General features: G+C 56.2%; 12 protein-coding genes. 4 read left to right on the forward strand and 8 right to left on the reverse strand.

Annotated features, from left to right (window positions below; all coding sequences use genetic code 11):
- Positions 1-6: 6 nt before the first annotated feature.
- A complete protein-coding gene (locus ACLRGG_RS06420; RefSeq protein ID WP_067708690.1) occupies positions 7-234 on the reverse strand; it encodes a YejL family protein in 228 nt (75 codons plus the stop codon).
- Between the two features lie 157 nt (positions 235-391).
- Between ACLRGG_RS06420 and yejK the strand changes: the two genes are divergently transcribed.
- Positions 392-1,396, forward strand: coding sequence for a nucleoid-associated protein YejK (gene yejK, locus ACLRGG_RS06425; protein WP_416248940.1), 1,005 nt, complete (start codon positions 392-394; stop codon positions 1,394-1,396).
- A gap of 219 nt (positions 1,397-1,615) precedes the next feature.
- On the opposite strand, the gene rplY is transcribed toward yejK, so the two are convergent.
- Positions 1,616-1,900: a 50S ribosomal protein L25 gene (gene rplY / locus ACLRGG_RS06430; RefSeq protein WP_067708683.1), complete on the reverse strand. Its 285-nt coding sequence runs from the start codon at positions 1,898-1,900 to the stop codon at positions 1,616-1,618.
- 139 nt (positions 1,901-2,039) lie between these two features.
- Complete coding sequence (gene radD, locus ACLRGG_RS06435; protein ID WP_416248941.1) at positions 2,040-3,794, reverse strand: DNA repair helicase RadD; 1,755 nt, start codon at positions 3,792-3,794, stop codon at positions 2,040-2,042.
- Positions 3,795-4,028: 234 nt separating this feature from the next.
- On the opposite strand from radD, the gene rsuA reads away from it, so the two are divergent.
- The 3 genes from rsuA (at position 4,029) to ACLRGG_RS06450 (ending at position 6,589) form a co-directional block, all read left to right on the forward strand.
- Positions 4,029-4,736 (forward strand): 16S rRNA pseudouridine(516) synthase RsuA, encoded by a 708-nt coding sequence (rsuA, locus tag ACLRGG_RS06440; RefSeq protein WP_416248942.1) that lies wholly within the window; start codon positions 4,029-4,031, stop codon positions 4,734-4,736.
- A gap of 33 nt (positions 4,737-4,769) precedes the next feature.
- Entirely contained in the window at positions 4,770-5,969 is a 1,200-nt protein-coding gene (locus ACLRGG_RS06445; protein WP_416248943.1) for a Bcr/CflA family multidrug efflux MFS transporter, read from the forward strand.
- Between the two features lie 275 nt (positions 5,970-6,244).
- On the forward strand, positions 6,245-6,589 hold the full coding sequence (locus ACLRGG_RS06450) for a YejG family protein (RefSeq protein WP_416248944.1): 345 nt from the start codon (positions 6,245-6,247) through the stop codon (positions 6,587-6,589).
- Here the strand turns inward: ACLRGG_RS06450 and yejF are convergent.
- The 5 genes from yejF to mepS all read right to left on the reverse strand — a co-directional run bounded on the left by yejF (position 6,534) and on the right by mepS (position 12,790).
- Positions 6,534-8,156, reverse strand: coding sequence for a microcin C ABC transporter ATP-binding protein YejF (gene yejF / locus ACLRGG_RS06455; protein ID WP_416248945.1), 1,623 nt, complete (start codon positions 8,154-8,156; stop codon positions 6,534-6,536). The two genes, ACLRGG_RS06450 and yejF, sit on opposite strands and share 56 nt — an antisense overlap.
- A 2-nt stretch (positions 8,157-8,158) precedes the next feature.
- Positions 8,159-9,184 (reverse strand): microcin C ABC transporter permease, encoded by a 1,026-nt coding sequence (locus tag ACLRGG_RS06460; protein WP_416248946.1) that lies wholly within the window; start codon positions 9,182-9,184, stop codon positions 8,159-8,161.
- Complete coding sequence (locus tag ACLRGG_RS06465) at positions 9,184-10,275, reverse strand: microcin C ABC transporter permease YejB (RefSeq protein WP_416248947.1); 1,092 nt, start codon at positions 10,273-10,275, stop codon at positions 9,184-9,186. The genes ACLRGG_RS06460 and ACLRGG_RS06465 overlap by 1 nt, the downstream gene beginning before the upstream one ends.
- A gap of 10 nt (positions 10,276-10,285) precedes the next feature.
- A complete protein-coding gene (locus ACLRGG_RS06470) occupies positions 10,286-12,091 on the reverse strand; it encodes an extracellular solute-binding protein (RefSeq protein WP_416248948.1) in 1,806 nt (601 codons plus the stop codon).
- A gap of 123 nt (positions 12,092-12,214) precedes the next feature.
- Positions 12,215-12,790, reverse strand: a complete 576-nt coding sequence (mepS, locus tag ACLRGG_RS06475) for a bifunctional murein DD-endopeptidase/murein LD-carboxypeptidase (RefSeq protein ID WP_067708656.1) — start codon at positions 12,788-12,790, stop codon at positions 12,215-12,217.
- Between the last annotated feature and the right edge of the window lie 181 nt (positions 12,791-12,971).

The following is a 12,971-nucleotide window of genomic DNA, read 5'->3' on the forward strand; positions in this document are numbered from 1 at the left end:
TTCACATTAATGGGCTTTATCATCACGTACCGAAGCCTGTAGCGCGTCGGCGAAGGAGCGAGCCAGCGTGCTGCGCTGAGCAGGTGAGACGCTGTTATTAAGTAAATTAGTCACCATATTTCCCAGTACCATCAGGGAAAGATCGGTGGGGGCCTTGTCTTTTTCAAGTACGCTGGCCATTTCGGCGAGGAGTTTCTCCACGCGGGTGTCACTGTAACGGGATGATTGCGGCATAAGGTCGAGTTTATTCAGTGTTAAAGGGCGGCATCTTAACGTAAAAGTGCGATTTTTTCTGCTCTTTTATCGTCAACGCCCGGTTAAAGTTGTTGCCTGTTGATCGCCGTCCCACTCGGTGTTTGAATACGCGCCTACATCAATAGGAGAGTTTACCATGAGTCTGGATATCGAGCAGATTGCTCTTCACCAGCTGATCAAACGCGACGAGCAGACGCTTGAGCTGGTGCTGCGCGAATCACTGCTTCCCGCGAATGCTCCGGTCACCGCGATGATGGAAGAACTGCATCGTGTTTACAGCGCCAAGAACAAAGCTTACGGCCTGTTTAACGAAGAGAGCGAGCTGGCCGAGGCGCTGCGCAACTGTCGGAAGGGTGAGGATGATTTTCTCGCGTTCAGCCGGGCGGCAACGGGTCGACTGCGTGATGAGCTGGCAAAATATCCGTTTGCGGAAGGCGGCGTGGTGCTGTTCGGTCACTACCGTTATCTGGCGGTCGACTATCTGCTGATTGCGGTACTGAACAGCCAGAACAGCATGCGCGTGAATGAAGAGCTGGATATCAGCAGCACGCACTATCTGGATATCAACCATGCTGACATTGTGGCGCGTATTGACCTGACCGAATGGGAAACGAATACGGAGTCAACGCGCTATCTCACCTTCCTGCGGGGAAGAGTAGGGCGCAAGGTGGCCGACTTCTTTATGGATTTTCTTGGCGCCAGCGTGGGTCTGGATACCAAAGCGCAGAACCGTGGATTATTGCAGGCGGTAGACGACTACTGCTCGGAGGCGGCTCTCGATAAAAATGAGCGGCAGAACTATCGGCAGCAGGTCTACAGCTACTGTAATGAACAGCTGCAGGCGGGCGAGGAGATTGCGCTGCAGGGGCTTTCTGAAGAGCTGGCGCCGCTCGGTGAAAAAAGTTTCCAGGCCTTTACGCAGGAGCAGGGATATGAGCTGGAGGAGAGTTTTCCGGCCGATCGCAGTACGCTGCGCCAGCTGACCAAATTTTCCGGCAGCGGCGGGGGGCTAACGCTCAACTTTGACGCAATGCTGTTAGGCGAGCGCATTTTCTGGGATCCGGCAACGGACACGCTGACGATTAAAGGCACACCGCCCAACCTGCGTGATCAGCTCCAGCGTCGCAGTAGCGGCAAATAAAAACCGCTGTTTGAAAGGGATCTCAACAGCGGCAAATAAGGTCGCTGTTTGAGCAGAGTCTTACCCACGGCGAACAACGCTGCTGTTTGAGCAGAGTCTTACCCACGGTAAACAACGCTGCTGTTTGAGTAACGTTGCCGCAGCTAACCGCGCCGCTATTGCAGGCAAAAAAAACGCCGCATTACGCGGCGTTTTCTTCACAAGATCACGGACGGGCGATTAAGCGCGAACGAAGTCGATGTGGTGCAGTTTTGGCTTGAACGGGTGACGCTGTACAGCCTGCACTTTTACTTTTGACTCTTTGCCATCAACAACCAGAGTCAGCACTTCGGTATAGAACTCAGGCTTAACCTGCATGTTCATCACGTAGTCGTGGTCCAGTTCGATAGCAACAGCTGCTTCGTTACCGCCATAAATGATGGCCGGGAATTTGTTAGCTGTACGCAGGCGGCGGCTCGCACCCTTGCCCTGCTCTTTACGTTCTACTGCATTGATAGTGAACATTGTTCAATCTCTTTATCTGATTATCCTGCTACAGGCGACCCAGCAACAGGTTGGAGTGTTCAGCTTTCGCGAAAGCAAAAGCGGGGCGCATTATAGCCCAGGTTTCCCATCAGCGGCAATGAATTAAACTGCCGTGGCGCTAGCGTAGCGTATTGGCGCGGCGATAGCGTCCCTGATAGTCGAACACTTTTTCCCGGATCTGCCAGAAATGGCGCTGCTTTCTCGCCACGACAAAGTCGGGCTGGCGCAGCAGGGGCTGGAGGGCGACAATATCCGCCGCTGTTTTCCACGCCAGCGGAACGCCGGGCGCGCGCTGGTGGGGACGCAGGAAAATCTGCGCAAAGGCGGTACGCTGGGCAGGCGTGGAGAGCCGGAAGCGCTCGCTGACCTCGGTGGCCTCCTCATCATAATAGCGCACCTTTAGCCACTCTCCTTTTTCGTCGCTGCCGGTTTCCAGTACCATTGCAGCGCAGCGCAGAACCAGTGCGTCCTTAAGTTTGAGCGCCGCTTTTAGCATATCGTCGGCATCCACCAGCAGCGCATCGCACTGGTGACAGCGCCGGGCGGCAATGTCGTTTTCCGCATTGCAGTGCGGACACTGCTTAAAGCGAAAGCGATAGTCGCACTGTTCGCGATTGCCTGCGTCATCCTCCAGGACGCCCTGACAGCGGCGGCCAAAATGCTCAATCACGCTGCCGTCCGGGGTCGTTTTACCCCAAAAGGTATTGGCGAACCCGCAGGCGGGGCAGAATACCTGCACCGGTTTATTGTCACTTTTCCCTTTCGGCGAGCCCACCTCGGGCGTGAAAATATCGTGTGGGTTGCCGGCGTAATCCAGAATCAGGCAGTCAGTTTTCCCGGGGGAAAGGCGCAGGCCGCGCCCGACAATCTGCTGATAAAGGCTGACCGACTCGGTAGGGCGCAGAATGGCGATCAGGTCTACGTGCGGCGCGTCAAAGCCGGTGGTCAGGACCGCAACGTTAACCAGGTAGCGCAGCTGGCGCGCCTTGAAGGCGGTAATCAGCGCGTCACGTTCGGCGGCAGGCGTCCCGGCAGTAATCAGGGCCTTACCCTCCGGCAGCAGGCCCAGCACCTCTTTCGCGTGGTCAACCGTGGAGGCAAAGATCATGACACCCTGTCGGTCCTGAGCAAATTCCACAATCTGCTGAACGATATGCGGCGTAATACGCTGCTGCTGTTTCAGTTCACGGTTAAGGTCTACCTCGCTAAACAGGCCGTTTTCACGGGCGGTCAGGCGGCTGAAGTCGTACTGCACCACCGGCATGTCCAGTCTTTCCGGCGGTACCAGAAAGCCATGCTTCACCATATAGCGCAGCGGCAGCTCGTAAATACAGTCGCGAAACAGCGCCCGCTCATCGCCGCGCACCATGCCGTGGTAGTGGAACTGGTAAATCCAGCCTTTCCCCAGGCGATAGGGTGTGGCGGTCAGGCCCAGCAGTCGCAGTCGCGGGTTGCTTACACGCAGATGGTTCAGCACCTGCTGATACTGGCTGTCGTCGGCGTCGCTGATGCGGTGGCACTCGTCGACAATCAGCAGGGTAAACTCCCCCGCGAACTGCGACAGGTTGCGGGCCACCGACTGGACGCTACCAAAGACCACTTTACTGCGGCTCTCTTTTTGCTGTAGCCCGGCGGAGAAGATATCGGCTTCCAGCCCGTAGGCGAGGTATTTACTGTGATTTTGCGCCACCAGCTCCCGGACGTGCGCCAGTACCAGCACGCGGCCCCTGGCCAGCCTGGCCAGTTCGGCAATAACCAGGCTTTTACCCGCGCCGGTTGGCAGCACGATAACGGCAGGCTGGTAAGAACGACGGAAGTAGCTGAGCGTGGCATCAACCGCTTCCTGCTGATAGGGGCGCAGAGTAAACGACATGGTTTTCGGAGGATCTGGGAGCAAAACCGCATTATGACATGAAAGGCCGCTTCATGCCCGTCACCCTCTGTGCCTCGACGCCAACTCCCTATATACTGAGGCCGTATCCGGGGGCGCTGTCCCGTCTTCCCGGTGATGGGCAGAACAGTCAGGATCCACGCGTTCTCTCTCTTCAAACGCTCCGCAGTCAGGAGCGTCGGTTTTCATATCTACTAAACAGGCAGTGCAGATTTAATGCGACTTGATAAATTTTTGTCTCAGCAGCTGGAAATCAGCCGCGCCATCGCGGGACGCGAGATACGGGCGCGTAAGGTAACGGTTGATGGGGAAGTGGTACGGGAAAGCGCGTTCAGGCTGAACCCTGAAAGCCAGGTTGAGTATGATGGCAATCCGCTACAGCAGCAGATCGGACCGCGCTACTTTATGTTGAATAAGCCGCAGGGCTACGTCTGCTCCACTGACGATCCCGATCACCCAACGGTGCTCTATTTCCTGCATGAGCCCACCGCTTATAAGCTCCATGCGGCAGGGCGACTGGATATTGATACCACCGGCCTGGTGCTGATGACTGACGACGGCCAGTGGTCACACCGTATTACCTCGCCTCGCCATCACTGCGAAAAGACCTACCGGGTAACGCTGGAGTCGCCGCTGTCGGAGGATACGGCGGCGCAGTTCACCGCGGGCGTCCAGCTGCATAACGAAAAAGACCTGACTAAACCGGCCCGTCTGGACGTCATCGACGAACATCAGGTGCGTCTGACCATCAGTGAAGGCCGCTATCACCAGGTAAAACGGATGTTTGCAGCGGTCGGCAACCGCGTGGTGGAGCTGCACCGTGAGCGCATTGGTGCGATAGCCCTGGACGAGGATCTGCAGCCGGGTGAATACCGTGCCCTGACCGAAGAAGAAATTGCCAGCGTGGGTCTGCCGACCCGTTGATCGTAACCAGAAGCTTGTGTGGGGTAGATGAGGGTGCGTAAGGAAAAGAATTCGTCGCTGGGGCTGGTGGTGATCCTTGGCCTGCTGGCGATGTTAATGCCGCTGTCGATTGATATGTATTTACCTGCGCTCCCGCAAATTGCCCATGAGTTCGGGGTATCAGCGGGCAGCGTGCAGATGACGCTAAATCTGTATATCTTCGGGTTTGCTCTCGGGCAGCTGATTTACGGGCCGCTGGCGGACAGCTTCGGGCGTAAACCGGTCATAGCCGTGGGAACGCTGATTTTTGCCGTTGCCGCTGCCGCCTGTGCGCTTTCCCAGTCAATCGACCAGCTGATTTTTATGCGCCTGCTGCACGGCCTGTCGGCAGCGGCGGGCAGCGTGGTGATCAGCGCGCTGATGCGGGATACTTACTCGAAGGAAGAGTTTTCCCGCATGATGTCATTCGTGATGCTGGTCACCACCATTGCACCGCTGGTGGCCCCCATCGTAGGCGGCTGGATGCTGCTGGTCTGGAGCTGGCACGCAATCTTCTGGACCATCTCGCTGGCCGCCGTGGTCACCACCGTGCTGGTTGTCACCCAGATCAAAGAGACGCTGCCGCGTGAAAAGCGACAGAAATTCCATCTTCGTACCACGCTGAGAAATTTTTTGTCGCTGTTCCGCCACAAGCGCGTATTCAGCTATATGCTGGCCAGCGGCTTCTCATTTGCCGGGCTGTTCTCATTCCTTAACGTCGGGCCCTTTGTCTATATTGAGCTGAACCACATCAGCCCGCAGGACTTCGGCTACTACTTCGCCCTGAATATCATCTTCCTGTTTCTGATGACGCTGCTTAACAGCCGCTGCGTCCGTCGCTTTGGTCCGCTGGCAATGTTCCGGCTCGGGCTGCTGATTCAGTTCAGCATGGGCGTGTGGATGGTGGTGGTTAGCGCGCTCAATCTGGGCTTTCTGCCGCTGGTGTTCGGCGTGGCGATGTTTATTGGCTGCGTGGCGATGGTCTCCTCCAATGCCATGGCGGTCATTCTGGAAGAGTTCCCCCATATGGCAGGCACGGCGTCGTCGCTGGCGGGCACGCTGAGATTTGGCGTGGGCGCGCTGGTGGGGGCGCTGCTCTCGACGCTCTCCTTCCACTCGGCCTGGCCAATGGTGGGATCGATCTTTATCTGCGCGACCGTCTCGGTTCTGCTCTTCCTGTACGCTGCCCGCCCGCGCAAAGGCGTAACGGTCTGATTGCATCCTTACTACAGATCAGAAGAGGCTCAGTGCCGATAATGTTGCTTTAATGTGAATATAACGCTGCTAAAATTTACCTGTATGCAACAAAAAGGGTTGTTATTAGCGCCGCGACGCGGTAAATATAGCCTTGAAACGTGAGGCAACGCTCAAAAACAACCCTGCTCAGGTGATGATGCCCTTGCTTTACCCTGCCGTGCATAGCCTGCCGTTGATGAAGAAAACGGCAGGGATGATATTGCACTCGCTATTGAACTGGGGGTTAGCTGCATATGTTACAACATTCTGTCGTACACCGATTACCGCAAAGCTATCGCTGGGGTACGGGATCGGCCAAACTCAGCGTAGAGCCGCTGCCGCTGGTGCTAAATGGTGTCGCCGACGATGACGATCTGATAGGCCTCAGCCTGCTCAGCCACCAGGGGGAGCAGGCATGGGATATCATGCAGATGATCAAAGAGGCGCTGGCGGACATCAAGCTTGAGTGTGCGGTGGTCGAGTGGGACGGGCAGCCCTGCCTGTTCGTGACCCGTCATGATGAAAGCGCCACCACCTGCCGCCTTAAGAATTTTGGCGTGGGGATTGCGGAAACATGGCGAAATCACTCAGTGCTATAAGCTGCTGCGTGTAGCGTTCTTTTGGGGCGGAGAATATCGCCTCACACTCTCCCTGCTCAATCACTTCACCCTGCCGCAGCACCACAACCTGATGGCAGAGCGATCTGACCACCTGCAAATCATGGCTGATGAAAATATAGGCCAGCCGTCGATCGCGCTGCAATTTTTTCAGCAGCGCCAGGATTTGTTTCTGAACCGAGCGGTCGAGCGATGAGGTCGGCTCATCAAGAATAATCAGCTCGGGCTGTAATATCAGCGCCCTGGCGATAGCAATTCGCTGGCGTTGCCCACCGGAAAACTCGGCAGGGTAGCGGTGGCGTGTCTCCGCATCCAGTCCCACCTCCCGCATCGCAGCAATCACGCGCGCCTCGCGCTGCTTTTCGTTCAGGGCGGGGTGATGTACCTGTAGCCCTTCGGCGATAATTTGCAGCACATTCAGCCGGGGATTGAGTGAAGAGTTGGGATCCTGGAATACGACCTGGATTTTTGGCCGCACCGGCAGCATCTTTCGCCGATCCCACTGGTGCAGCGGCTGATTGCGATACCAGATCTCCCCCTGTGAGGGAATAAGCCGCAGCAGCGCCAGCCCGGTGGTACTTTTTCCCGAACCGGACTCTCCCACCAGCCCCAGACTTTCACCGGGGCGAAGGACGAAACTGAGCGCGCGTAGCGCGTGATGGTAACCGGTGACCCGACGCATCAGTCCCTGTTTGATCGGAAAGGCAACCTGAAGCTGACTGACGCGAAGCAGCGGTTCGGCGTGGCTGTCTGCCGGTTCGGGTCTGCCTTCCGGCTCAGCATTAAGCAGCGTTTGTGTATAGGAATGCCGGGGCGAGTCGAACAGCCGTCGGGTGGTATTGCTCTCCACGCACTGGCCGTTGTGCATCACCGTGACGTTATCCGCCAGCTGTCGCACAATATTCAGATTATGCGTGATGAACAGCAGCCCCATATTCAGCTCCTGCTTTAACTCCTTCAGCAGAGTCAGGATCTGCGCCTGGACCGAGACATCCAGCGCCGTCGTGGGCTCATCAGCTATCAGCAGCTCAGGGCGCGTCAGGAGTGCCATGGCGATCATGATGCGCTGACGCTCGCCTCCAGAGAGCTGATGCGGGAAATCTTTCAGCCGCCGGGCGGCGTCGCGAATGCCTACGCGATCCAGGCAGGTCAGCATTTCGGCACGCGCCGCCTCTCTGCGCATCGCGCGATGCAGCGAAAGTACCTCATACAGCTGTTTTTCGACGGTGTGCAGCGGGTTGAGCGACACCATCGGCTCCTGAAAAATCATTGCCATGCGGTTGCCGCGCAGGCCGCGTAGCGTGCGCTCGTCGGCGGTCAGTACGTTCTGTCCGGCAAAGTGTATGTCACCCTGCTGATAAACCACTGGCGGTGACGGGAGCAGGCGCATAATTGACAGGGCGGTAACGCTTTTCCCCGAGCCGGACTCTCCCACCAGCGCGCGCGTTTCACCCGCCTCCACGGAGATCGACAGGCTGTCCACCACCCGCCTTTCGACCCCGGAGGCGCGGAAGGCGATGCTTAAGTCTTTCACAATAAGCAGGGACATACTCAGTGCACCTTACTGGGGTCGAAGGCGTCACGAACCGCCTCGCCGATAAAAATAAGCAGCGACAGCAGGATCGCCAGCGAGAAGAAGGCCGCAATCCCCAGCCACGGGGCCTGAAGGTTGTTTTTCCCCTGCAGGAGCAGCTCTCCCAGCGAGGGAGAGCCCAGCGGCAGGCCAAAGCCGAGAAAGTCGAGCGAGGTCAGCGTGGTTATCGATCCGCACAGAATAAACGGCAGCCAGGTCAGCGTCGCCACCATGGCATTCGGCAACATATGCCGCGACATAATGTGCCGGTCACTGACGCCCAGCGCCTGGGCCGCACGAATGTAGTCGAAGTTGCGCGCGCGTAGAAACTCAGCGCGCACCACGCCGACCAGCTGCATCCAGCCGAACATCACGGTTATCCCCAGCAGCCACCAGAATCCCGGCTGGATGATGCTGGAGAGCAAAATAATCAGAAACAGCGTTGGCATACCGGACCAGACTTCAATAAAGCGCTGGCCCCATAAATCCACCCTTCCGCCGTAGTACCCCTGTAGCGCGCCTGCGATGATGCCCATCACGCTGGAGATAATCGTCAGCGTCAGGCCAAACAGCAGTGAAATGCGTGTGCCATAGAGGATCCTCGCCAGCACATCCCCGCCGTTGGCGTCGGTGCCCAGCCAGTTCTGCGCGGAGGGGGGCGAGGGGAAAGGGACGCGGGTGGCGAAGTTAATGGTGTTATCACCAAAACGGATCGGCGCCCAAACGGCCCAGCCGTGCTGGCTCAGGCGCGACTTAAGCCAGGGATCCTGATAATCTGCGGCGGTGGCCAGCGGGCCACCAAAATCGGCTTCGGTATAATTCACCAGCAGCGGGAAATAGGTACGCTGCTGGTAGTGGACAAGCAGCGGCTTATCGTTAGCCAGCAGGTTAGCGCCCAGGCAGAGGATAAACAGCACGATAAAAATCCACAGTGACCAGTAACCGCGTCGGTTATGGCAAAACCGCGCCCAGCGCGCCTGATTAACCGGGTTCAACCTTTTCATTAGCGCCCCTCGAAATCAATGCGTGGATCCACCAGCGTATAGGTGATATCGCTAAGGATATTCAACAGCAGGCCGATCAGCGTAAAGATGTAAAGCGTGCCAAACATCACCGGATAGTCACGCTGCAGGGTCGCTTCATAGCCCAGCAGGCCCAGGCCGTTAAGGGAGAACATCACCTCAATCAGCAGCGATCCGGTAAAAAACATGCTGATAAAGGTGGCAGGAAACCCGGCGATAACCAGCAGCATGGCGTTACGAAAGACGTGACGATAAAGGATTTTCTTCTCATCCAGTCCCTTCGCTCTGGCGGTCACCACATACTGTTTACGAATTTCATCGGTGAACGCATTTTTGGTAAGCATGGTCAGGGTGGCAAAGCCGCCGATAACGGTGGCCAGCACCGGCAGCGTAATGTGCCACAGATAATCGGAGATTTTTCCAAACCAGGGGAGCGAGTCGAACTGAGGCGACACCAGCCCGCGCAGGGGAAACCAGTCAAGGTAGCTGCCGCCCGCGAAGAGCACTATCATCACGATGCCAAACAAAAATGAAGGGATAGCATAGCCCGCGATAATAAGCGTACTGCTCCAGGTATCGAAGACGCTACCGTTACGTACCGCCTTGTTGATGCCGAGCGGGATAGAAACCAGATAGATAATCAGGGTGCTCCACAGCCCCAGGGTCACCGAAACGGGCAGACTTTGTTTAATCAGCTGAATAACCGAACTGCTGCGAAACAGGCTGTCGCCAAAGTCAAAGCGCGCGTAGCGCCACAACATGTCCAGATAGCGCTGATACAGGGGTTTATCGAAGCCGTAGCGGCGGGTGATTTCGGCAATCACTTCCGGGTCCAGTCCCCGGGAACCGCGATACTGGCTGTCGCCGGGCATCGAATTCGGCGTGCCGCGCGCATGGCTGTCGGAAGCACTACCCCCGCCTGGTAGTCCGGTGCTCTGACCGAACTCGATACTGGCCAGCGCCTGGTCAACCGGACCACCGGGTGCAATCTGCACAATAAAAAAATTAATGGTAATAATCGCCCACAGCGTGGGGATGACCAGCAGCAGCCGGCGTAGCAGATAGGCACCCACTCTTTGCTCCTTAACGACGCTGTGCCGGCAGCCGCGCGGCTTTGTTGACATCATACCACCAGCTGTCAAAGCCCAGTGACCAGGCAGGGCGGATCGCCGGCATTGAGAACTTATTCCACCAGGCATAGCGATCGCGGGCGTTATACCACATCGGGATCATGTAATCATTCCACAGCAGGACGCGGTCCAGCGATCTTGCCAGCGGCAGCAGCGCGTTTTTATCCCCCTGGTGCTGAATGATCTGCTTTATCAGCGCATCAACTACCGGGCTGGCGACGCCCGGGGCATTATAGCTGGAGGCGAGATACGCCGAATCCCAGACCAGCCGCAGTGAGGGATCGGGGATGGGGAAAGCAAAGTAGCTGATGGGGCGCATATCATAATCACGACTGCGCGCACGGGCCAGATACTGTGAGCTGTCGACCTGGCGAAGGGTAAGCTGGATACCGAGCCGTGACAGCGCGTGCTGGAAGGGGAGTACCCACTGATTATTCTCCCCGCTGCGCAGCAGCAGTTCAAAGCTGAATGTCTTCCCCGTCTGCTGATTGGTTAGCTTCTGGTTTTTTATCTCCCAGCCTGCCTGTTTAAGCAGGACCAGCGCTTTGAGAAGATTATCGCGATCATATCCGCTTCCGTCAGTATGGGGAGGCTGATAAATTTGCGTGAATACTTCATCGGGGATTTTTCCCTTAAAGGGCGCAAGGATCTCCAGCTCTTTTGCATCGGGATAATGCCGCGCGGCATATTCGGTATTCTGGAAATAACTGTCAGTTCGACGGTACGCATTATAGAACAGCGCTTTATTCATCCAGTCAAAGTCAAAAACCAGCGAGATAGCCTCGCGCACCCGGCGATCCATAAACGGCGGCTTTTGCACATTAAAGGCCAGCCAGCGGGTATCCGTGGCGGCGGTGTTGGGCTGTTCATCCTTAATAATCAGATGGTGGTCAAAGTTGCTGCCGCGATATTGTGTGGCCCAGCTTTTAGCCGAGCTCTCTGTGCGGAAATCGAATGCGCCCGCCTTGAAGGCTTCGAAGGCAACGTTATCGTCAAGATAATAGTCGTAGCGGATCGTATCGAAATTGAAGCGACCTTTATTCACCGGCAGATTTGCCGCCCAGTAATCCTTCACGCGCGACCAGGTAACAGACTGCCCGACTTTCCAGGCGGTTATCCGGTAGGGACCGCTGCCCGGCGGTGGAGTGCGAAGCGGTTCATCCAGCCGGTGATGCTGCCAGAATTTTTCCGGGAATACCGGCAGCGACAGCAGCGACAGTACCCGATCTTTATCACCCACAGGCAGGTCAAACCGCACGGTCAGCGCGGAAATAGCCCGGGCAGTCACACCCTTATTTGCCACCCGAAACTGCGGTACGCCTTCCGTCATAAATTTGTTAAAGGTGAAGGCCACGTCGCGGGCGGTGATGGGGCTGCCGTCATGAAAGCGAGCCAGGGGATTCAGGGAAACTTCTACCCAGCGATAATCATCAGGATAACGCGCAAACTCGGCAATCAGGGGATAATAGCTGGCGGCTTCATCCTCTGATGAGGTAAACAGCCGGTCATAGAGCGTGTCAGTGCCCGCCGCAGGATTGCCGCGTGAGGCAAAGCGATTAAAGTTATCATAGGTACCCACCGCCGAAAGCGTAATATTACCGCCCCTGGGCGCGGCGGGATTGGCATAATCGTAGTGGGAGAAATCGACGGCATATTTAGGCTCGCCGAGCTGTGCAAACGCGTAACTCTCATTAATATTCTCAGCCTGGGCCGTGGTCACCATGCAGCTGAAAAGTATAAAAGCAAAGCGCAATATCATAAAGTTACTTAGCTCCCACCGTTAATGCCAACATCCCGTTATCACGCCTGGGAGCAGGCAAAAAAAAACGCTGCCGCGGCAGCGTTTTCTCTCTCGTTTTTCGCAGACTTCAGGGGATCGAAATCAGCTTTGCGTTCGGGTCAGAACGCGCCGTGCCTCATGATAGCGATGCTTCCAGTAGTTGTCGTTCAGATTCGAGATCATCACGCCGCTGCTGGTTGAGGCATGGACAAAGTTATCATTACCCAGATAAATGCCGACGTGGCGACCGGTTGAACCGGCGCGGAACAGCACTAAATCACCCGGGCGCAGCTTTGTACGCTGAATGCTTTTCCCTGTGTCTTCCTGCTCATAAGTTGAGCGCGGCAGATCGAGACCAAACTGCTCGCGGAAGGTGGTTTGTACAAAGGCAGAGCAATCAATGCCGCGTTTGCTGGTGCCGCCCAGGCGATAACGAACGCCTTTCCAGACCGCATACTGGTCCATCAGTCGGGATTTGATATCCACGTTCTGAACCATTTTTTCGAATTCATCCTGAGACGCTTGAAGTAAAAAGCCATCCTGGCTCTTAACTGCATGAGTATCAGTTTGTGCATTGTTGCTGCTATTGGTCGAACTACAGGCTGACAGTAACGTCGCTAAGGCGACAGCAGGTAAAACCCGCCAGATATATCTCAGCATCGGTTGAGACTTGACCATTATGTTTGCGATCCCTTGAAGTCCTTAACGACGAAGTCGTCAGATATTACGAAACGGAACGAGATTAATTAGCGCACAGGGGTAAGACAATTCCTGAACCTCTAAAAAGTGCCAGAGAGCACAGTTAAAAGTGTAAATTAAGGAAATATCTTACAGCGTTGGCCTAATCGAAAATGAGATT

The sequence above is a fragment of the Erwinia sp. PPS120 genome (genome assembly GCF_047918655.1).
In the GTDB taxonomy this organism is placed as follows: domain Bacteria; phylum Pseudomonadota; class Gammaproteobacteria; order Enterobacterales; family Enterobacteriaceae; genus Erwinia; species Erwinia tasmaniensis_A.

Excerpts from the sequence above, each read along its gene's own strand:
- yejF (WP_416248945.1), bottom strand. The coding sequence starts at position 8,156 with ATGTCCCTGCTTATTGTGAAAGACTTAAGCATCGCCTTCCGCGCCTCC.
- ACLRGG_RS06450 (WP_416248944.1), top strand. The coding sequence starts at position 6,245 with ATGTTACAACATTCTGTCGTACACCGATTACCGCAAAGCTATCGCTGG.
- rsuA (WP_416248942.1), top strand. The coding sequence starts at position 4,029 with ATGCGACTTGATAAATTTTTGTCTCAGCAGCTGGAAATCAGCCGCGCC.
- rplY (WP_067708683.1), bottom strand. The coding sequence starts at position 1,900 with ATGTTCACTATCAATGCAGTAGAACGTAAAGAGCAGGGCAAGGGTGCG.
- mepS (WP_067708656.1), bottom strand. The coding sequence starts at position 12,790 with ATGGTCAAGTCTCAACCGATGCTGAGATATATCTGGCGGGTTTTACCT.
- yejK (WP_416248940.1), top strand. The coding sequence starts at position 392 with ATGAGTCTGGATATCGAGCAGATTGCTCTTCACCAGCTGATCAAACGC.
- ACLRGG_RS06470 (WP_416248948.1), bottom strand. The coding sequence starts at position 12,091 with ATGATATTGCGCTTTGCTTTTATACTTTTCAGCTGCATGGTGACCACG.
- ACLRGG_RS06460 (WP_416248946.1), bottom strand. The coding sequence starts at position 9,184 with ATGAAAAGGTTGAACCCGGTTAATCAGGCGCGCTGGGCGCGGTTTTGC.
- ACLRGG_RS06420 (WP_067708690.1), bottom strand. The coding sequence starts at position 234 with ATGCCGCAATCATCCCGTTACAGTGACACCCGCGTGGAGAAACTCCTC.
- radD (WP_416248941.1), bottom strand. The coding sequence starts at position 3,794 with ATGTCGTTTACTCTGCGCCCCTATCAGCAGGAAGCGGTTGATGCCACG.